Here is a 21,614-nt window from a genome sequence, read left to right on the forward strand (position 1 = left end):
TTCGATGATGATTTGGATGATGTGGCGAACCGGCTGGATAGGGCCGTGGGTGAAATGTGGGCAAAACGAGCGACGTGACGCTCTGACCTGCATGGAAGCCGGGGTTCAAGTCCCCCCTCGCGCACCACCTGATTGATGCAGTCTTGTTTGCCGTCGGCCAGGCGAAGTCGCCACCACAGGGCAGTTCCACTCCAGTTGGTGACCTGGTTGGTTGGCGGTGCACGAAAAACGTCGACGTTGCCGGAGCTTTCGTCTTTGATGCCGCGACCACAGCCCGGTTGTCGTGCCTCATCGGGCAGATATGAAATGGCGGGCGGCGTCTCTGCATCCGCTTTCACGTCTGCAGGCATCGCCGCCCTGCCGTGGTTGAGAGTAACAGAGATTCGAACGTATGATCGAACCGTGAAGGTGGCAGATATCGGCGGTGACGGCGGACAGCCGCGTGGTTCGGCGTTCGTCCGAGTTGGCCATGTCGCCGTGTCGATCGATCTAGTGACCCTCTATGCCTACCAGCCCCACCACTCGGGCATCTATCACCCAGAGGGGCTGCAGTTTCGTCGAAAGACGGTGGGAGTGCTCACCGAGTGGGGGATGACCGAATGGGGTGAATGGTTCGGCAAGGTCACCTACACGATCCCGGCGCGCGGCCGCGAGGAGAAGGTGACGCACTGGGTGCCGGGCTGGGCTTTGCGGCCGGTTGAGGAGCCCGGACATAAGTAGCCCGCCGCGTGTGGTCGATCCGCGAAGTGGCAGGACTCGGCGTAGAGGCGGAGCCTGGAAAGACCATGTCTGCGAATCTGACGGCCCCCGGCCGGCGGTCTGCACGAGCTGCCGTTGCGGTCTGGTTGATCGCGGTTCAAGTCTTGCTGACTGCGTCCGCCGGCGCTGTGTTCTGTGGAGCGGGCAACGCGACCGTGGATTCCACTGAGGCTCGGACACCGTCGCGGTCGTCGAGCGAGAGCCTGGTGAACGCGGCCGCCGCTTCCGCCGAGAATGCGGCTGCGGCTGTCGGCGGGATCGAATTGGAGGCGGCGATCCTCGACGCGCCGACTGGTGCACTGGCCCTCGGCGGTCACAGCGACCCGCCCATGCTGTCGGCATCGCTCTCGAAATTGGTTGTGGTGGTCGACATCGTCGATCGCAGACGCGACGAGGGTTTGATTGTGGGTGGACCGGATCTCGATCTGATCCGGCGGGTGCTCGGGCCCAGCGACGACTTCGCGATGGCCGAACTCTGGGCCCGTTTCGATGGGCAAGGTGCGGTCGATCGGGTGGGCCCGCGGCTCGGGCTGACCGGGACGATTGCTCCAGTCGATTCCTCGGATTGGGGTGAGATGACGATCACCGCGGCAGACATCGCGCGCCTCTACGGTCACGTGCTGGCCATGCCCGCGCCCGATCGGGATCTGATCGTCGATGCGCTCGCCGCAGCACCTGCGTTTGCGACCGACGGCTTTGCCCAGTATTTCGGTCTGCTCGCCGAGAGGCCCGGCGGTGTGGCTGTCGCCAAACAGGGCTGGATGTGTTGCTGGGGCCAGGCCGGTTACCTGCACAGTGCGGGCTTCGTCGACGGCGACGGACGCTTCGTGGTTGTCCTGCTCAGTCGTCAACAGTACGAACAGGATTGGCAATCGGCGCGCGATCGGTTGACGGCGGTATCGGCCGCTGTGAACGATGTACTCGGCACTGCCGATCCCGGTCGTGTGGTGACTTCGACGACGGTGACGCCTCGCTGATGTGATCGCGGGCGGTCGACCAGACGCTCGTGCAAAAAGGGAGACCACCCGGGTGGGTGGTCTCCCTTTTTTGATCTGTGCCGTGCAGGGTTTCTGACTGCCTACTTCGTGTAGAGACCCTCGATGGTGGCGGTGTGCGAATCGTGGATCACGTTGCGCTTGAGCTTGAGGGTCGGCGTCAGTTCGCCCGACTCGATGGTGAAGTCGGTCTCGATGACCCGGTACTTCTTGATCGCCTCGGCCTTGGATACCAGGGCGTTCGCCGCGGCGATCGCTTCATCGACGTCGGCAAGAATGTCCTTGTGCTCCAACAGATCTGCGATCAGCGTGTCTGCCGGGAGGTCGTGGCGTTCGAGCCAGCCCGGCAGTGCCTCCGGATCAAGGGTGACCAGGGCGGCGATGAACGGCTTGTTGTCGCCGACCACGAGTGCCTGGCTTACCAGTGGATGGGCGCGGACGGCGTCTTCCATCTGGGCCGGCGAGACATTCTTGCCGCCTGCGGTGACGATCAGTTCTTTCTTTCGGCCCGTGATCGACAGGTAGCCGTCGTCGAGTGTTCCGATGTCGCCGGTGTGGAACCAGCCGTCCTTGATGGCTTCTTTGGTGGCCTGCTCGTTCTTCCAGTAGCCCCCGAAGACCACCGGTCCCTTGAGCAAGACCTCACCGTCGTCGGCGATCGCGACCGACTGACCATGCACAGGGCGCCCGACGGTTCCGATGCGTTGTGCACCTTCGGCATTGACGGTGACGGCTGCGGTGGTCTCACTGAGGCCGTAGCCCTCGTAGATCGGAACGCCGATGCCGCGGAAGAAGTGGCCCAGGCGCGCGCCAAGAGCGGCACCACCGGAGACCGCGCTATCGCAATTGCCGCCGAGTGCGGTCCGCAGCTTCGAGTAGACGAGCACGTCGAACAGCTTGTGCTTGAGCTTGAGGACCAGGCCGGGACCGCCGGTGTCCAGTGCCTTCGAGTATTCGACGGCGGTGTCGGTTGCGGCGGCGAAGATCTTGCCCTTGCCACCGTCCTCGGCCTTTTGCTTGGCCCCGTTGTAGACCTTTTCGAAGACCCGGGGGACCGAAAGCAAGTAGCTCGGCTTGAAGGCGGCCAGTTCGTCCATGAGTGTGGGGGACACCGTGGTGTGGCCGAGCTGCACGAGGTGCTCGACCGATGCCACCGAGATGACCCGGGCAAAGATGTGTGCCAATGGGAGGAACAGCAGTGTGGAGCTGCCCTCGGACATCAGTTCGCCGAGGGTCACCCGGACCGCGTGGCATTCATGGATGAAGTTGGCATGGGTCAGTGCCACGCCCTTGGGCTTGCCGGTGGTCCCGGAGGTGTAGACCAGCGTCGCGACGTCGGAGGCCAGGGCGTTGGCGTGGCGTAGTTCGAGCTCGTCGTCGCCGATCGCCTCGCCTCGCCTTACCAGCTCGTCGACGGCACCTTCATCGATGACGAGGGTTTCTTTGAGCTCGGCGAGGTCGGCCAGTACGGGAGAATGCTGTGACTTCTGGTCAGCATTCTCGAGAACCAACAGCGATGTCCCGGAGTTCTCGACGATGTACTGGACCTGCGAGGCCGACGAGGTCTCGTAGATGGCGACGGTGACGCCGCCGGCCCGCCAGACGGCGTAATCGAGAACGGTCCATTCATAGCGGGTGGCCGAGAGGATGGAGACGCGGTCACCCGGGCCGACACCCGAAGCGATGAAGCCCTTGGCGACCTTGTCGACCAGATCGGCGAACTCCTTGGTGGTGACGTCAAACCAGGAACCATCCGCCGAGCGGCGTTTGAACAGTGTTTTTGTGGGTGACTCGGCGCGGTGCTTCAGCATCGAATCGACGATGGACGCCTTCTCGGGAACAACAAAGTCCGAGGGGACGGTGATCTCTTGCACGTTGGCCTCCAGTGGAAACGAATGGCGGACAGTGGGTGGCCGACAATTCGGACACGGTAACTGTGGGCCAGGTTACCTTTTCTCCCTACTCGCGAGTAGGGGACTGGCAGTGTAGGTGTGTCGCTTACTCACCGCTCGGGTTACGAATAACGGATTCAGGCTGATCACGGCTACAGTGGAAAGCGATGACAGACAGTACTGGTGCGGCCCCCACGAGTGATATGGCCGCCGAAAATGAAGAAACCGTGACCTTCGCAGACCTCGGGATGGATCCCCGCGTGTTGCAGGCGCTTACGGACGTGGGTTATGAAACCCCATCGCCGATCCAGGCAGCGACTATCCCGCCGCTCCTCGAGGGTCGGGATGTGGTGGGTCTTGCACAGACGGGCACGGGTAAGACCGCCGCCTTTGCGGTGCCGATTCTCTCGAATATCGATCCGAGTGCTCGCAAGCCCAAGGCGCTGATCCTTGCGCCGACGCGTGAACTCGCGTTGCAGGTGGCCGAGGCCTTCGGTCGTTACTCGGTGCACCTGCCCGGTGTGAAGGTGCTGCCGATCTACGGCGGCCAGAGCTACACCGTGCAGTTGTCCGGTCTGCGCCGCGGAGCCCAGATCGTTGTGGGTACACCCGGTCGCGTGATCGATCACCTCGACAAGGGCACCCTCGACATCTCCGAGCTCGACTACCTCGTCCTCGACGAGGCGGACGAAATGCTCAACATGGGCTTTGCCGAGGACGTCGAGCGCATCCTGCGAGACACCCCCGACAGCAAGCAGGTGGCACTGTTCTCGGCCACCATGCCGAAGACCATCGGGCGGTTGTCGCAGAAGTACCTGAAGAACCCCGTCGAGATCACGATGAAGGCCAAGACCGCGACTGCGTCGAACATCACGCAGCGCTATCTGCAGGTCTCTCACCAGCGCAAGATGGACGCGCTGACCCGTGTGCTCGAGGTCGAGACTTTCGACGCGATGATCGTGTTCGTCCGTACCAAGCAGGCCACCGAGGATCTCGCCGAACGCCTGCGTTCGCGCGGTTTCTCGGCAGCAGCGATCAACGGTGACATCGCCCAGGCGCAGCGCGAGCGGACGATTGCTCAGCTCAAGAACGGTCAGGTCGACATCCTGGTTGCAACCGACGTCGCGGCCCGTGGGCTCGATGTCGAGCGGATCTCGCACGTCCTCAACTACGACATCCCGCACGACACCGAGGCGTACGTGCACCGGATCGGTCGTACCGGCCGCGCCGGTCGTTCGGGTAACGCGCTGCTCTTCGTGTCGCCGCGTGAGCGTCACCTGCTCCGCGCAATCGAGAAGGCCACTCGCCAGCCGCTGGAAGAAATCGGTCTGCCGAGCGTCGACGACGTCAACGCACAGCGTGTGGCGAAGTTCGGGGAGTCGATCACCGCAAATCTGGGATCGGACAATCTCGATCTGTTCCGCAAGCTGATCGAGAATTACGCGAGCGAGAACGACGTCACGATGGCTGACATCGCGGCCGCGCTGGCACTCGAAACGCGTGATGGCGGATTCCTGCTGTCACCGGACCCGCCTGCGAGCGAGCGCAAAGACCGTGATCGCAAGGAACGTACTGAGCGTTCCGGACAAGGCGACGGCGATTTTGCGACGTACCGCCTGGCGGTCGGCCGGCAGCACAACGTCACCCCGGGTGCAATCGTGGGTGCGATTGCCAACGAGGGCGGCCTGTCCCGTGGCGATTTCGGTCACATCAGCATTCGGGCCGACCACTCCTTGGTCGAGCTGCCTCGCAACCTCGATCGCGACACGTTGTCGCGGCTGCGGAGCACTCGGATCGCCGGTGTTCCCATCGGCATCAAGAAGGACGAGGGCTCGCCCCGCGGCGGTCGCGCGCAGGGTGGCGGTGCGAAGAGCTACGGCAACAAGTCGTTCAGTCGAGATCGGCGCGGTACGCAGAAAGTTGCAGGCCGCGGCCCCAGGTAGGTAGGTACACCGGGCCTGCGCCTATCGCTGGAAGACATGTCCGTGTTGGGGAAGTATTCGACAAAATGAGATCTTCCCGTAACAATGCAGTCTGGTGACACGAACTCACCAGTGGTACATGTACATCTCTCGAAAGCAATAGGAACAGTATGGGTTCAGTGGCGACAGCGGATCCGATCTCGGCAGCTGATGCAGCCGAGCGTCGGGATCGCGGGACAGCAATCGTGGTCGATATGCGACCACAAGTCATGCGGCATCAGGGTAGTTTGCCCGGGGCTGTGGTGGTGGAACCCGGTGAGTTGGAGGATGCCTTCGACCCGGGTTCGAGCCGCCGGATCCCGGTGATCGACGGATTCGACACCGAAATCGATGTGGTGTCGGTGAAGTCACAAGCGTCCCGGATCGCCGAAACGATCGCAGCCCTGGGTTATACGAACGTGCATTACGTTGTCGGTGGGTACCGCGCATTGCGCGGTGCCATCAGCCACAAGTGACGACAGGCCGTTAACAGACACGCGGTGTGAACCGAGACGCTTCAGCGGGTAGCGTTCAGGGTGATAAATAGTGTCAACCTGAGGCTTAACTCGAGGACGTGATGACCGATTCGGTGTCCGGCGACGACCGGCGTGGCAGGGTTCTGCGGTTGTTGCAGTTCTTGCATGAACTGATCCGCGCGAAATCGTCCGTCATTCGTGACGTGAGCGAGCACGCCGGCGTGGTGTGGCTCGGCGATGGCTATGACATCTCGATCAACCGCGACGCTGCCGTTGGCCAGGTGATCACCGAACTCTCGCGCGACAATCCAGCGCAGAACACCGCGTATGACCTCCTCGCGCAGGCGGTCGACGAATTGGCCGAACGTCCCGAGTCCCTGGAACTGGTGCTCGCCTCGGGGCTGCTGACGTATGGCGACCCGGTCCTGGTCCGCGAGCATCTCGTGACCCAACCCGTCGTCGCCGTCCATGACCACACCGCGGGCATCATCACCGTGAAGCTCGCCGGTGGCTCGCAACCAGAACTGCACGCCGGCCATCTGCTGACCGGTCTCGACGGTTTCGATCTGACTGTCTCGGCCGAACTGTCCGGCCAGCTGGCCACCACGCGCTCGCCGGTGGCGGACTCGATCGATAAGTTCTTCACCAAATGGCGTCGCGCGGTTGCCGATGATCCGGCGTCGGTCACGGTCGATCTGGAGCCCGCGTTGGTACTCCGTCGACGTGGCTTCGCACCGTTGCTCGACTATTACGAGTCGATGATCGCGGCTCTGCGCGACGAGTCGAATGAGATCCCGATCGGTCTGGCACAGCTGGTCGAACCGGTCGAGGCAGAAGAGCGTGTCCGGCGCCTGCGTGACAGTGGCGCGATGTCGGCTGAAGAACTCATCGAGGACGCGCTCTATCCGTTGCCGTCCAACGTCGAGCAGCGCGACATCCTGGCCCAGCTCGGTCTCGACAGTGGCGTCGTGGTCGAGGGTCCGCCCGGAACCGGGAAGACCCACACGATCGCCAATCTGATGACCGCGTTGCTGGCCAAAGGTCAGCGGGTGCTGGTCGTCTCCGAAAAGGCGCAGGCCCTGCACGTACTGCGTGACAAACTGCCCGTCGAAGTACAGCAACTGGCGGTGTCGATCACCGACGTCACCAAAGACGGCTCACAGTCGTTGATCGACAGCGTGGAGGCAATCGCCAACCGCAAGGGCAGCTTCCAGTCACGTGTGGCGACCAGCGAGATCAAGAACCTGCGGTCCAAGCGTGACCAGGCCCGGTCCAAGCGGGAACAGATCCTGCGCGACATCTGGCAGCTGCGCGAATCCGAGACCGAAAAGCACGAGTGGGTTGCTGCCGGCTACAGCGGTACCGCCGCCGGCATCGTCCGGCAGTGCAATGAGGTTGCCGCGCAGCATGACTGGCTACCGGGACCGCTACACAGTCCGTTGCCGCCGCTCGAGCGTGAAGAGTTCGATCGGTTGCTCGAGCTACTGGGTCGTCGCACCGACCGGTGGGCGAGCCGGATCGGCCAGCATCTGCCCGACCTGGACCTGATCCTGCCCGGGACAGTGGAACTCGAGTCGATCTGTAACCGGGTACGCAATCGACCCACCGAACAGATGGTCGGCAGCGGTTCGCTGCTCGCGATCCTGGCCGATGTCGACAGTGCCCGGTTGCTGCGGGTGAAGGCAAGGTGTGATCGGCTCGGCGCCGCCGTGCGCGAAGTCCGCACGTTCCCACCACATCTGCAGCAGATGGCAGACCGGTTGCTCTCGGGTGAGGCCTCCTACCTGTGGAATCGGGTCACCGCATTGTCTGCGGTGATCGACGACGCCACCGAACGTGACACCCGGATCGGCACCCACACGGTCGAGGGTCACGGTGCCGCGCCCGGCGACGCGGTGCTCTACGAGAAGGCAGCCAAATACCTCGAGTCCGGTGGCCAGTGGCGGTCGCGCTTCCGAAAAGCGCCGGAGCAGAAGGCAGTCGAGGATCTCGGTGCCACCTTCACCGTGGACGGGCGTGAACCGACGGATGCGGCGTCGCTGCGCCTGGTGGCCGATCATCTCGGTGTGCTCGACGCGGTCTCCCGCGTGCAGGCGATCCTGTCCGAGGTGGGCGTGCCGATGGACACCTCCGGGACACGATCGGTGCAACTCGGTCGATTGGTACGTCTCGACGGACAGCTGGCCTGGGTCTCCGAACTACTGACCGGCCGTGATCAGTTGGTCCGTGAGCTCAATGCGATCAGCCCTGGCGGCCCGCGGCCGAAGAGCATCGACGAGGTCGAAGAGGTTGCGCGGCAGGCAGGTGCGATTGCCGCGGCCAACGACGGGGTCCTGGCACGACGCGAGCTCGACGACGTGGCACGGGCACTGTCGGCCGAGGTCGAGAAGGGACCGTCGCCGGAAGGTGACGCGCTGCTGGCAGCGGTACGCGCCGCGGACGCCGATGCAGTTCTGGAAGCTCGCCGGGCATGGCATAACGCCCGCGTCGAACTCGAAAACCAGGGCGCTCTAGATCTTTTGGAATTGAGACTGAAGGCGAAGGCGCCTGCCCTTGTCAAGCTTCTTGTCGAGACCGCAGAGGATCCCGTCTGGGAAGATCGGCTCGAAGATCTCGAAGCGGCCTGGTCATGGCGACGCGCCTACCAATGGGCCCAAGAGCGCAGCGACCCCGACCGCGAGGGCCGCCTGGAAGCGGATCTCGATGAGGTCGAGGCGGATATCACGCACTTCACCGCCCGGTTGGCTGCGGCCTGTGCCTGGCGGGAGTGTCTGGAGCACATGACCGTCAGTCAGGTGCAGGCACTGCAGTCGTATCGCGACCACATCACCAACATCGGTAAGGGTTCGGGTAAACATGCCGAGCGCTTCCGGCTGGCAGCACGCTCCGCGATGGCGCAGGCGCAGACTGCGGTACCGGCTTGGATCATGCCGATCGCGCAGGTCCTCAGTTCGGTTGCGCCGGCGCAGAACTCGTTTGATGTGGTCATCGTCGACGAGGCCAGTCAGGCCGACATCTCCAGCCTGTTCCTACTCTGGCTGGCACCGCGGGTGATCGTCGTCGGCGACGACCGGCAGTGTGCACCGGGTGGTTTCGGCGGCTCGGGCATGGAAGAGGTGTTTTCCAAGCTCGACACGTACCTACCCGACATCCCGCAGTACATGCGTGACAGCCTGACTCCGCGGTCGAGCCTGTTCTCGATGCTTCGGACGAGGTTCGGTCATGTGGTGCGCCTGCGCGAGCATTTCCGGTCGATGCCGGAGATCATCGAATTCTCCAGTCGGCAGTTCTATCCGGATTCGCCGCTGATCCCGGTGCGCCAGTTCGGTGCTGACAGGTTGCCGCCGCTGCGTACCCGCTACGTCGAGAACGCCCGGAGTACCGGAACCAACTCCTCGTTGGTCAATGCCGACGAGGCCGCAGCGTTGGTCGGTGTGGTGACCGAGTGCATGGAGGATCCCCGCTACGACGGCATGTCCTTCGGTGTGGTGGTGCTGCAGGGTCAACGGCAGGTGGATCTTCTCACCCAGATGTTGCGGGAAGCGCTGGATCCGCAGGTATGGCGGGAGCGCAACCTCCGGATCGGGACACCGCCGGACTTCCAGGGCGACGAGCGACATGTGGTGTTCCTGTCGATGGTGGTCTGCCCTGATACCAACGTGAATGCTTTGCGGCGCAGTGAATCTCAGCGGCGTATCAATGTCGCGGCATCTCGCGCGATGGAACAGCTGTGGCTTGTCCATTCCGTCCAGCCCGACGATCTCAAAGACAACGATCTTCGGTATTCGTTGCTGACCTACATGCAGAAGACCGAAGGTGCCCTTGTCGATCCGATGCCGACCGGTGTCACCCCGACCACACGTGCGGAACCTTTCGATTCACTGTTCGAGCAGCAGATCTTTGTCGACCTGGTCGACCGGGGATTCTATGTGAATCCGAAAGTCGTTGTGAACAATCGGGTTGTCGATCTGGTTGTCACCGGCAGCGATGCCCGGCTGGCAGTGGAGTGCGACGGCGACGAGTTCACCAGTACGCCCGAACAGGCCCGAGCCGACATGGAGCGCGAGCGTGAACTCCGACGGTGCGGTTGGCGGTTCTGGCGGGTACGGGAATCGGAGTACCTGCTCAATCCGGAACATGCCCTCGATGGACTCTGGGATGAACTCGAAAAGCGTGGTGTGCGACCCAATTCGGTGGGCCCGGACCTCGCGGGCGGGCCGGTCGACGACCCGTGGGTGCCGGTGGCGCTGACCGGCGGCGACTAACCGGTAGTCCGGACCTCCCGCAGTAGTGCGGGAAGGCCCGCGCCCGCGGTGGTCTGCATGAAGTGGGTGACCGATGAACTCAAAGGTGTTGGCTCCGGGTTGATCTCGATCACCGGAATGCCGGCGGCGAGAGCTCGCTCGGGCAGTGATGCGGCAGGGTAGACCAGACCCGATGTACCCACGACGATCAGCAGGTCGCTGCCGAGCGCGGCGTCGACCGCGCGACTCCAGGCATCGGAGGGGAGCGGTTCGCCGAACCACACGACACCCGGGCGTATTTCTGACAGACATTGTGGGCACGAGGGCGGTTCCACGCGCGGTGTCTCGGTCGCGATCTCCGGATCGGCGTCGATACCGAAGTAGGGCAGCTCGCAGTTCGAGCACCGGGGTTCGAACAGGCTGCCGTGGAGATGCGCGATGACGTCGCTACCGGCGCGTTCGTGTAGGTCGTCGACGTTCTGGGTGATCACCGAAACGGTGCGACATTCGGCCCACTGCGCCAGCGCCACATGACCCTGATTGGGGGTGGTCGAACGCACGAGTTTGGCGCGCCACTGGTACCAGGCCCAGACCATCGCGGAGTCGCGGGACCAGGCTTCCGGTGTGGCCAGTTCGGTCGGATCGAAACGTTCCCAAAGGCCGGTCTGTGTGTCGCGGAAAGTCGGCACGTTGCTCTCGGCGGACATTCCGGCGCCTGAGCAGACCGTCACCCATCCGGCGTCTCGCACCAGTTCTGCTGGCGCCGGGTCGAGTTCGGATTCAGTCATCGGTGGTCGAGGTCTCCAATTGGGCGCGCAGAATCGCAGCAGTGGCAGGCATGTCGGAGTCACGTCTGGTCAACAACCCTTTTGCCAGGGTCAGCTTGTCACCATGGTGACGCGGCACCACGTGCAGATGTGAATGGAAGACCGATTGGAATGCTGCACGCCCGTCGTTGACCAGGAGGTTGACGCCGTCGGCGGCGATGGACGACGCGCGCAGCGCGGCAGCAACCCTCTGGCCTGCGACAAAGAGTTTGCCGCCGAGTTCCGGGCTCAATTCGGCGAGGTCGGCGGCGTGCTTTTTCGGGATCAACAGGGTGTGGCCGGGGCGGACCGGGCGGATGTCGAGGAATCCCAGGATGTCGACGTCTTCGTAGACGACGTGGGCAGGTGATGAGCCGTCGGCGATGGCACAGAAGATGCACTCCGTCATGCGCTCACCCTAGTGGTGGCCAAGAACGGCGCGATCAGTGACATATTCAATTATAACGGTTCGATAACAACTTTGTGTGTCCGATTTGCACCGGCCGAGCGGTCGTTCGGGTGGTGTGAACTGCTGTTTTCCGATGGTTCGACAGCCTTGGGGTATTCGTCGAGGGATTCCCGGCAAGGTTACCGACGGGTATACCCGCCGGTCACTTTCAAACATGAGGAAAGCCTCATTTTTGTGTGTAAACATGGTCTCCATGCGCATCTGACGACGCCAGGCGTCGAGGCCTGGCTCTGGAGATGGATCATGTTGGAGCTCAACATGATCGACAGCGTAGTGGTCGCTGACGGGTGGGAACGGCTCGCAGGTGCGCAACCAAGACGATGAGCGGTGTCACGCCCGCAAACCATCAAGATTGAACAGCTATTAGGGAGCCCCGTGACCATTCACCAGTTTCGCGCAGGAGCAGAAGAGAACTCGCCTCGGGCCCCGCGCCCGGATGGATCGCTGATCGACCGACTGCGCGAAGGTGAGCCCTACGCGGTCAGCTTCGGCGGACAGGGCGGCCCGTGGCTGCCCGTGCTCGCCGAACTGGTGATCGACGCAGATCTCGATCGCAGCACCACCAAGATCGTCGAAGCCGCCGAGCGACTCATCGAGCCGGTATCCGATCAGCTCTCGGCCGTGCGTCCCGATGGTTTCCACCCGTTGAGTTGGGTGCATGCGCACAACAGCGAAGAGGCCTTGCCTGCCGGCTCGGCCCTTGCCGCCGCCCCGGTGTCGGTACCCGGCATCCTGCTGGCGCAGCTTGCCGCCATCAGCGCGAACCGCAAGCAGGGCCTCGACATCGACGCGTTGCCCCCGGTGGCCGCTGTCGGTCATTCGCAGGGCGTGCTCGCCGCAGAGGCCGTCAGGTCCGCATCCGCCGACGGTGGGTTGGGTGACGGAGCACTGCTTGCGGTTGCACACTTCATCGGTGCCGCCGGCGCGCTGATCGCCCGCCGCCGAGGCCTGTCCGTGGACGCCGCAGGCAGCCCGATGCTCTCGGTCACCCAGGTCGATCCCGCCCGCATCCAGGTTCTGGTCGACGACTATGCGCAGGGACTGCAGGAATCCGACCGCGTGTCGGCACCGGTTGTCTCGATTATCAACGGCCGCCGTTCGGTCGTGCTCTCCGGCGCACCGCGTCACCTGGCCGCGTTCATCGCCCGCTGTGAGGCAGTCGCCGCCGCTGAGGCCGCGGACCGCAAGAAGAAGCTCACCGGTGGTTCTCCGTTCGCGCCGGTCTTCGATCCGCTCTCCGTGTCGATCGCTTTCCACCACCCTTCGCTGCAAGCCGCCTGCGACCTGGTCGCCGAGTGGGCAGCCGCCTGCGACATCGACGAGGTCGCCGCGCGTCGGCTCGCCGCTGCCGTCCTGGTCGATCAGGTCAACTGGGTTGATGCCCTCGACGACGTGATCAGCGCAGGCGCGAAGTGGATCCTCGACCTGGGACCCGGCGATGTCGCCACCCGCCTGAGCGTCCCCGTGGTCCGCGGACAGGGCATCGGCCTGATCTCCGTCAGCCAACGCGGCGGACAGCGCAACCTGTTCGCACCCGGCGGCATCCCCGAAGTCCAGACCCCGTGGAGCAGTTACCGTCCCCGCATCGTGTCGCTGCCCGACGGCCGACAGGTCGTCGAGACCGCGTTCACCCGTCTGACCGGTCGCTCGCCGATGCTGTTGGCCGGCATGACCCCGACTACGGTCGATCCCGCGATCGTTGCCGCGGCCGCCAACGCCGGCCACTGGGCCGAGCTCGCCGGTGGCGGACAGGTGACCGAGGCGATCTTCGCCGAGAACATCGCCAAGCTGACCGAGCTCCTCGAGCCCGGTCGCCAGGCACAGTTCAACACCCTGTTCCTCGACCCGTACCTGTGGAAGCTGCAGATCGGCGGCAAGCGCCTGGTGCAGAAGGCCCGCGCCAACGGTGCCCCGATCGACGGCGTCATCGTGACGGCCGGCATCCCCGAGCTCGACGAGGCAGTCGCCCTCGTGTCGGAACTCGCCGATGCGAATATCCCGTACATCGCATTCAAGCCCGGAACGATCAACCAGATCCGCTCGGTGATCCGGATCGCCGCCGAGGTGCCGCACTACCCGGTGATCGTGCAGATCGAGGGTGGCCGCGCCGGTGGACACCACTCGTGGGAAGACCTCGACGCGCTGCTGCTGGCCACCTACGGTGAGCTGCGGGCCCGCCCGAACGTCGTCATCTGTGTCGGTGGTGGCATCGGCACCGCCGAGCGCGCCAGCGAGTACCTGACCGGTGCCTGGTCGGCCGCGCACGACTACCCGCTGATGCCGCTCGACGGCATCCTCGTGGGCACCGCCGCCATGGCCACCAAAGAGGCGACCACCTCGCCGCAGGTCAAGGAACTCCTCGTCAACACCCCAGGGTGTGACGAGTGGATCGGGGCCGGATTCGCCGCTGCCGGAATGGCCTCCGGTCGAAGCCAATTGGGTGCTGACATCCACGAGATCGACAACGCCGCCTCACGCTGTGGCCGGTTGCTCGACGACGTGGCCGGTGACGAAGAGGCTGTCGCCGAGCGTCGCGAGGAGATCATCGAGGCGCTGTCCCGAACCGCCAAGCCGTACTTCGGTGACGTTGCGCAGATGACCTACCAGCAGTGGCTCGAGCGTTATGTCGAGCTTGCCGTCGGCGAGGCCACCGGCGAGGCGACCTGGGCCGATATCACCTGGCGTCAGCGTTTCATCGAGATGTTGCAGCGCGCCGAGGCCCGCCTCAACGATGCCGATCGCGGCCAGATCACCACCCTCTTCGGACACAGTTCGGCCACCGACAACGCCGGTGCCGCAATCGATGCACTGATCGCGGTTTATCCGTCGGCAGGCACGGATGTGTTGCATCCCGCCGATCTGGTGTTCTTTCTCGAGCTGTGCCGCACCCCGGGTAAGCCGGTCAACTTCGTGCCGGTCGTCGACAAGGACGTCCGCCGCTGGTGGCGCAGTGACTCGTTGTGGCAGGCCCACGACCCTCGTTACAGTGCCGACGAGGTGTGCATCATCCCCGGCACCGTTGCCGTTGCCGGCATCACCCGTGTCGACGAGCCTGTCGGAGACCTGCTCAACCGTTTCGAGGCCCAGGTCGTCACCGATCTGGTCGGCGCCGGCGAGCAGCCGCAGCCGATCAGTGCCCGGCTGCGGGCCGGACTGGTCGACGTCGACGGAGTCCTCGGCAGTGTCATCGAAGCCCTGAACGTCCAGTGGTCGGGTCGTCTGGTCGCCAATCCGATTGCGCTGCTGGGTGATCGCGATGCCTGGGAGTTCCCGTCCTCAGACCGCGGTGAGCACGAGCCCAGCGGTGCCGTACTCGAACGCACCGACGACGGCGCTGTCCTGAACGTGCCGATCGGTAAGGCAATCGTCTCGATCCCGATGGTCGTCGACAGTTCCATCTTCGACGGCGGCGCCCCGAAGGTGACCGTCGACGCAGCCGCCGGTGCGATGCGCCAGCTGCTCACCGTTGCCGCAGGCGGATCGCTGACCGCGGTTGCCGACCGCACCGCGACCACCACCGCGACCTGGGATCCGGAAGCTGTCGCCGACCATGCGGCCGTGACCGCATACACGCTGCCCGAACATCTGAGCGCCTCACTGCCGCAGGGCGCAGGCGGCTTTGCCAACCCCGACACCCTCGTCGGGCTCTGCTGGCCGACCGTGTTCAGCGTGATCGGCGCGGCAACCACCGACGACGGCGCACCCGTTGTCGAGGGCCTGCTCGATCTGGTCCACCTCGACCACGTGACATCAACCGTCGGTGAGCTGCCCCGCACCAAGGCCGAGTTCACCGTCACCGCAACACTTGCCGATGTCACCGACACCGACCTGGGCCGCGTGATCACCGTTGTCGTGTCCATCGCCGACGGAGCGCGTGTCATCGCTGAGATGGCCGAGCGGTTCGCGGTGCGCGGACGCACCGGTGCCGGAGAGCTGTCCGATCCGGACCGTGCCGGAGGCGCCCTGAGTGCCAAGGCCGGTGACGCAACCCGGAAGAAGCTGCGGGAGGCCAAGGTTGCCACCCCGTCGCGGATGCACGGCTTTGCGCTGGTCTCGGGTGACCACAATCCGATCCACGTCAACGACTCGGCCGCCAAGATGGCCGGACTCGGCAGTCCGATCGTGCACGGCATGTGGCTCTCGGCCGCCGCGCAGCACGTGGCGACGGCCACCGACTCCAAGAACCCGATCCCGGTTCCGCGCGCACTGCAGGGCTGGACCGCTCGGTTCCTGGGCATGGTCCGCCCCGGAGATGAGGTGACGATCCGCGTCGACCGCGTCGGCATGGACGCCGGCCGCGACATCATCGAGGTCACCTGCAAGGTGGACGACCTGTTGGTCATGCAGGCCACCGGACTGCTGGCACCGCCCAAGACCGTCTACGCGTTCCCGGGCCAGGGCATCCAGAGCAAGGGCATGGGTCTCGACGCCCGCGCCCGCTCCAAGGCCGCCCGCAAGATCTGGGATCGTGCCGACAAGCACACCCGTGACGCACTGGGCTTCTCGATCCTGGCCGTGGTCCGCGACAACCCGACCACGCTGTCGGCAGGCGGCACCACCTACCAGCATCCCGACGGCGTCCTGTTCCTGACGCAGTTCACCCAGGTTGCGATGGCAACTCTCGGTGTTGCTCAGATCGCCGAACTGAAAGAGTCCGGAGGCTTCATCGAGGGCGCGATCACCTGTGGCCACTCGGTCGGTGAGTACAACGCGCTGGCCGCCTGTGCCGGGGTCCTCCCGCTCGAGGCCGTGCTCGAGGTCGTCTTCCAGCGCGGTGAGGCGATGCACCATCTCGTGCCGCGAGATGCCAAGGGCCGCAGCGACTACCAGATGGCTGCGATCCGGCCCAGCCAGTTCGGTCTGGCCGACGCCGACGTCATCCCCTTCGTCAACGAGACCGGTGAGCGCAGCGGCGAGTTCGTCGAGGTCGTCAACCTCAACCTGCTCGGTTCGCAGTACGCCATCGCCGGCACCGTGAAGGGTCTGGAAGCACTCGAGGCCGAAATCGAGGTGCGCCGCGCGAAGACCGGTGGCAAACGCTCGTTCATCGTCATCCCCGGCATCGACGTTCCGTTCCACTCGACGGTCCTGCGTGCCGGTGTGCCCGACTTCCGGCTTCGTCTCGACGATCTGCTGCCCGAGCACATCGACCCCGACATCCTCGTCGGCCGCTATGTCCCCAACCTGGTCCCGCGGATGTTCAACCTGGGCCGCGACTTCGTCCAGGAGATCGCCGACCTGGTTCCGTCCGAGCCGCTGAACGAGGTTCTGGCCGACTGGGATTCGTGGAGCGCCAAGCCCAGTGCCCTGACCCGGGTGATCCTGATCGAATTGCTGGCCTGGCAGTTCGCCAGCCCGGTCCGGTGGATCGAGACGCAGGATCTGCTGTTCACCCCAGCCGAGCGTGGCGGCATCGGTGTCGAGCGTTTCGTCGAGGTCGGCGTGAAGTCCGCACCGACACTGAGCGGCCTGGCAGGCAACACCCTCAAGCTCGACGACTACCAGCAGGCGATCGTCCAGGTGCTCAACATCGAGCGCGACTCCGACGTCATCCTGTCCAAGGACAGCGCGCCTGAGTTCGACGAGGACGACGACGTCGTGGCGCAGGCTCCGGCCGAGTCCGGCGCACCGGCAGCTGCTGCGCCTGTCGCCGCGGCTCCGGCCCCTGTTGCGGCTCCGGCTGATTCAGGTCCGCGTCCGGACGACATCTCGTTCGGTCCGACCGACGCCGTCAACTCGGTGATCGCGCTCTGGACCAAGATCCGTGTCGATCAGATCGGATCGGCCGACACCATCGAGGCGCTGTGTGACGGTGTCTCATCGCGTCGCAACCAGTTGCTCCTCGACATCGGGGGCGAGCTCGGATTGGGTGCGATCGACGGTGCGGCCGAAGCAGAGATGCCTGCACTGTCGACAACCGTGAACGCGCTGGCCCGTGGCTACAAGCCGCTGGGATCGGTGCTCACCGACGCGGTGGGCGATCAGATCCGCAAGGTCTTCGGACCGGCGGGCAAGCGCTCGTCGTACATCGAAGACCGCGTCACCTCGGTCTGGCAGCTCGGCCCCGGCTGGGCACTGCACACCACCGTTGCGGTCGCACTCGGAAGCCGTGACGGCGTGAGCGTGCGCGGTGGCGATCTCGGTGACCTGATCTCGACGGCACCCGCCAACACCGACGCCGTCGATGCTCTGATCGACGCTGCGGTCGCGAAAGTCGGCGTCATCAAGGGCGTTCCGGTGTCCAAGCCGGCCGTCGGTGGCGGTGGTGGCGGAGGCACGATCGACGCTGCTGCGCTGGGCGAGCTGACAGAACAGTTCACCGGACGCAGTGGGGCACTGGCCTCGGCCGCCAGGACCATCCTGGAGAAGCTCGGTCTTGCCGATGAGGATTTGGCAGGCGAGCCTGCCGAGGACAACACCGTCGCCCTCGAGCGCGTCAACGCCGAACTCGGTTCGGACTGGCTACGCGTTGTGGCGCCGGCGTTCGACGAGCGTCGCGCGATCCTGATCGACGATCGCTGGGCCAGCTCCCGTGAGGATCTGGCACGGTTGTGGATCGAAGACGAGCATGTCCTCGACCAGGATTTCTACGACATCGCCGCGCGCTTCATCGGTGCCGGTGAGACGGTGTGCCATCAGGCGACGTGGTGGCAGGGCAAGGCCCTGGCCAACGGGTTCCAGGAGCACTCGCGCCTGTACGCCCAGATCGCCCACGCCGCACAGGATCCGCAGCCGTCGTCGTATGCCGACGACGTCGCAGTGGTCACCGGCGCCAGCAAGGGCTCGATCGCGGCCGCTATCGTCGAACAACTCCTGGCCGACGGCGCAACGGTTGTCGCCACGACCTCGCGTCTGGACGATGGCCGCCTGGCGTTCTTCAAGTCGCTGTACCGCCGAAGCGCCCGCGGAAACGCTGCGCTCTGGGTGGTTCCGGCCAACCTGTCGTCGTACACCGACGTCGATGAGCTCGTCTCGTGGATCAGCAGCGAACAGACCGAGAACCTCGGTAGCAAAACAGGTGTGGTGAAGCCGGCCCTCAAGCCGACGCTGCTGTTCCCGTTCGCCGCGCCGCGGGTTGCCGGCGACCTCACCGATGCCGGTGGTCGCGCCGAACTCGAGATGAAGGTGCTGCTGTGGTCGGTCGAGCGGTTGATCGCCGGTCTCGGTGACATTGCCGCCGATCATCACCTGGCCGCCCGTCTGCACGTGGTGCTGCCGGGTTCCCCGAACCGTGGAATGTTCGGTGGAGACGGTGCCTACGGCGAATCCAAGGCTGCACTCGATGCGCTGGTGAAGCGTTGGGGCGCCGAGGATTCGTGGAACTCGAAGGTCACCCTGGCCCACGCCCTGATCGGCTGGGTCTCCGGAACCGGCCTGATGGGTCACAACGACGGACTCGTCGAGGCAGTGGAGGCTGCCGGCGTCAAGACGTGGTCGACGGCCGAGATGGCCACCGAGCTGCTCAAGGCCGTCACCCCCGAGGCGCGTGCGCAGGCACGCACCGAACCGTTGCAGCTCGATCTGACCGGTGGGCTCGGCGATGCCAAACTCGACATGAAGGCACTGGCGCAGGCACAGGCCGACGCGGCTGCCGCGACCGAGGACGACACCGAAGACGACGAGCCGACCGTGGCGGCACTGCCCGCACCGGCTCGCGCACCCGAGTCGACCGCTCCGGCGTGGGGCAACATCGACGCCCGCCCCGAGGATCTCGTGGTGATCGTCGGAGCCGGAGAGCTCGGACCATACGGCAGCAGCCGGACCCGTTTCGAGATGGAGGTCGCGGAAGAACTGTCGGCCGCCGGTGTGCTCGAACTGGCCTGGAGCACCGGACTGATCACCTGGGAAGCCACCCCGAAGCCGGGGTGGTACGACGCCGAATCCGGTGATCCCGTGGCGGAGGCGGAGATCGCCGACCGCTACCACGACGCTGTGGTGGAACGTTGTGGCATTCGTCGGTACGTCGACGACGGCGACATGATCGACAACACCTCACCGTTGCTGACGTCGGTGTTCCTCGACAACGACCTGACCTTCTCGGTGGCGTCCGAGGCAGAGGCGCGCTCGTTCCTCTCCGCGGCTCCCGACAAGACCAAGATCAAGGTCGACCAGGAGAGCGGCGAATGGCAGGTGACCCGCATGTCGGGCACCGAGATCCGCGTCCCACGCAAGTTCAAGTTGAGCCGCACCGTCGGCGGTCAGATCCCCACCGGATTCGATCCCACCCGCTGGGGCGTGTCGGCGGACATGACCGAGTCGGTCGACCGCGTGGCGCTGTGGAACCTGATCGCCACCGTGGATGCCTTCCTGGCCTCCGGATTCGAACCGTCCGAACTGATGCGCTGGGTGCACCCGGGGCTGGTCGCCAACACCCAGGGCACCGGTATGGGTGGCATGACGTCGATGCGGTCGCTGTACCTCGACACCTTCACCGGTGAGGCCAAGGACAACGCCATCCTGCAGGAAGCTCTGCCGAATGTTGTTGCCGCCCACGTGGTGCAGTCGTACATCGGTAGCTACGGCGCGATGATTCATCCGGTCGCCGCCTGTGCCACCGCCGCCGTCTCGGTTGAAGAGGGCGTCGACAAGATCAAGCTCGGCAAGGCGCTGTTCGCGGTCGCCGGCGGTTTTGACGACCTCGGTATCGAGGGCATCGTCGGATTCGGTGACATGTCGGCCACCGCGGAGTCGTCAAAGATGGCCGCACAGGGCATCAACGAGCGTCGCTACTCTCGCGCCAACGACCGTCGGCGCGGCGGATTCGTGGAATCCCAGGGTGGCGGCACGATCCTCCTCGCCCGCGGTGATGTCGCGGCCGAGATGGGTCTGCCGGTTCTCGGAGTTGTCGGTTGGGCACAGAGCTTCGGCGACGGCGTCCACACGTCCATCCCGGCGCCGGGTATCGGTGCATTGGGTGCGGCTCGTGGACAGAAGGATTCGGGCTTCGCCCGGTCGCTGCGCCAGCTGGGTGTGAGCCCGGACGACGTGGCGCTGGTCTCCAAGCACGACACCTCGACCAAGGCCAACGACCCCAACGAGGCGAACCTGCACGAGCGTCTCGCCGCGGCCATCGGCCGCAGCGATGGTGCGCCGCTGTTCGTGGTCTCGCAGAAGTCGCTGACCGGTCACGCCAAGGGTGGTGCCGCGGCCTTCCAGCTGATCGGCCTGTGCCAGATGCTGCGCGATGGCGTCATCCCGCCGAACCGCAGCCTGGACTGTGTCGACGAGGCCATGGAGGAGTACAAGCACCTCGTCTGGCCGACCGAGCCGCTGCACTTCGGTGACCGGTTTGCACTCAAGGCAGGTCTGCTGACCAGCCTCGGATTCGGTCACGTCTCCGGACTGATCGCCGTCGTGCATCCGGAAGCCTTTGTCGCATCGCTTGATCCGGCTCAGCGTGAGCAGTACCGGACCGCGGCCGCAGAGCGCTCACGGTTGGGACAGCAGCGTCTGCTGGAGTCGATGTTCGGTGGAAAGCCCGCCTACCAGCGGCCGCCGAACCGACGGTTCGACGACAGCGCGTACGAGGGTGACCAGGAAGCGGCGATGCTGCTCGACGGTGACGCCCGGTTGTCGGCCAACGGACACTACTGAGTCATGACGGTTATCGGAGTGGGGATCGACCTCGTGTCGATCCCCGGCTTCGCCGAGCAGCTGCAGCAGCCGGGCACCACATTCGCCGACCGGTTCACGGTGGGGGAGCGTCGCGACTCTGCATCCGGCACCGGCGATGACGCCAGGCATCTGGCTGCGCGGTGGGCGGCAAAGGAAGCCGTCATCAAGGCCTGGTCGGTGAGTCGGTTCGCGCGGAAGCCGTTGTTGCCGATGATCCGTCACGGCGACATCGAGGTTGTCACCGACACGTGGGGTCGGCCTGCGATCAGACTGGGTGGCGAGATCGCCGGGCATCTGGAAGGCACTGTCGTGCACATCTCGCTGACCCATGACGGTGACATGGCAGCAGCTGTGGCAGTCATCGAAGAGGCCCCGAAAGAAGACTGAATCACCCGTT

The 21,614-nt window shown here is 64.9% G+C and carries 11 protein-coding genes; 7 read left to right on the forward strand and 4 right to left on the reverse strand.

Annotation, left to right across the window (positions count from 1 at the left end; translation table 11 throughout):
- The coding region (locus AC1TPF_RS16175; RefSeq protein ID WP_482144734.1) for a hypothetical protein at positions 1-350 on the reverse strand (350 nt) is incomplete at its 3' end.
- 58 nt (positions 351-408) lie between these two features.
- Between AC1TPF_RS16175 and AC1TPF_RS16180 the strand changes: the two genes are divergently transcribed.
- Both AC1TPF_RS16180 and AC1TPF_RS16185 read left to right on the forward strand, forming a co-directional pair.
- Positions 409-720, forward strand: coding sequence for a hypothetical protein (locus AC1TPF_RS16180; protein WP_482145131.1), 312 nt, complete (start codon positions 409-411; stop codon positions 718-720).
- A gap of 65 nt (positions 721-785) precedes the next feature.
- Complete coding sequence (locus AC1TPF_RS16185) at positions 786-1,736, forward strand: hypothetical protein (protein ID WP_482144735.1); 951 nt, start codon at positions 786-788, stop codon at positions 1,734-1,736.
- Positions 1,737-1,837: 101 nt separating this feature from the next.
- Here AC1TPF_RS16185 and AC1TPF_RS16190 read toward each other — a convergent pair whose 3' ends face one another.
- Complete coding sequence (locus AC1TPF_RS16190; protein ID WP_482144736.1) at positions 1,838-3,628, reverse strand: AMP-dependent synthetase/ligase; 1,791 nt, start codon at positions 3,626-3,628, stop codon at positions 1,838-1,840.
- A 221-nt stretch (positions 3,629-3,849) separates the two neighbouring features.
- Between AC1TPF_RS16190 and AC1TPF_RS16195 the strand changes: the two genes are divergently transcribed.
- The 3 genes from AC1TPF_RS16195 (at position 3,850) to AC1TPF_RS16205 (ending at position 10,348) form a co-directional block, all read left to right on the forward strand.
- On the forward strand, positions 3,850-5,589 hold the full coding sequence (locus tag AC1TPF_RS16195; protein WP_482139873.1) for a DEAD/DEAH box helicase: 1,740 nt from the start codon (positions 3,850-3,852) through the stop codon (positions 5,587-5,589).
- 158 nt (positions 5,590-5,747) lie between these two features.
- The gene (locus AC1TPF_RS16200; RefSeq protein ID WP_482138855.1) at positions 5,748-6,083 is read left to right on the forward strand and encodes a rhodanese-like domain-containing protein; all 336 of its coding nucleotides are present in this window, start codon (positions 5,748-5,750) and stop codon (positions 6,081-6,083) included.
- 101 nt (positions 6,084-6,184) lie between these two features.
- Positions 6,185-10,348 (forward strand): AAA domain-containing protein, encoded by a 4,164-nt coding sequence (locus AC1TPF_RS16205; RefSeq protein WP_482144737.1) that lies wholly within the window; start codon positions 6,185-6,187, stop codon positions 10,346-10,348.
- On the opposite strand, the gene AC1TPF_RS16210 is transcribed toward AC1TPF_RS16205, so the two are convergent.
- Positions 10,345-11,115: an SIR2 family NAD-dependent protein deacylase gene (locus AC1TPF_RS16210; RefSeq protein ID WP_482138858.1), complete on the reverse strand. Its 771-nt coding sequence runs from the start codon at positions 11,113-11,115 to the stop codon at positions 10,345-10,347. The genes AC1TPF_RS16205 and AC1TPF_RS16210 overlap by 4 nt on opposite strands.
- Positions 11,108-11,542, reverse strand: a complete 435-nt coding sequence (locus tag AC1TPF_RS16215) for an HIT family protein (RefSeq protein ID WP_482138860.1) — start codon at positions 11,540-11,542, stop codon at positions 11,108-11,110. The genes AC1TPF_RS16210 and AC1TPF_RS16215 overlap by 8 nt, the downstream gene beginning before the upstream one ends.
- Positions 11,543-11,977: 435 nt before the next feature.
- Between AC1TPF_RS16215 and AC1TPF_RS16220 the strand changes: the two genes are divergently transcribed.
- On the forward strand, positions 11,978-21,196 hold the full coding sequence (locus tag AC1TPF_RS16220; RefSeq protein WP_482138862.1) for a fatty acid synthase subunit beta domain-containing protein: 9,219 nt from the start codon (positions 11,978-11,980) through the stop codon (positions 21,194-21,196).
- A 3-nt stretch (positions 21,197-21,199) separates the two neighbouring features.
- Positions 21,200-21,604: a holo-ACP synthase AcpS gene (gene acpS / locus AC1TPF_RS16225; protein WP_482138864.1), complete on the forward strand. Its 405-nt coding sequence runs from the start codon at positions 21,200-21,202 to the stop codon at positions 21,602-21,604.
- Positions 21,605-21,614: the final 10 nt, after the last annotated feature.

It is taken from the genome of Williamsia sp. Y853 (assembly GCF_056786495.1).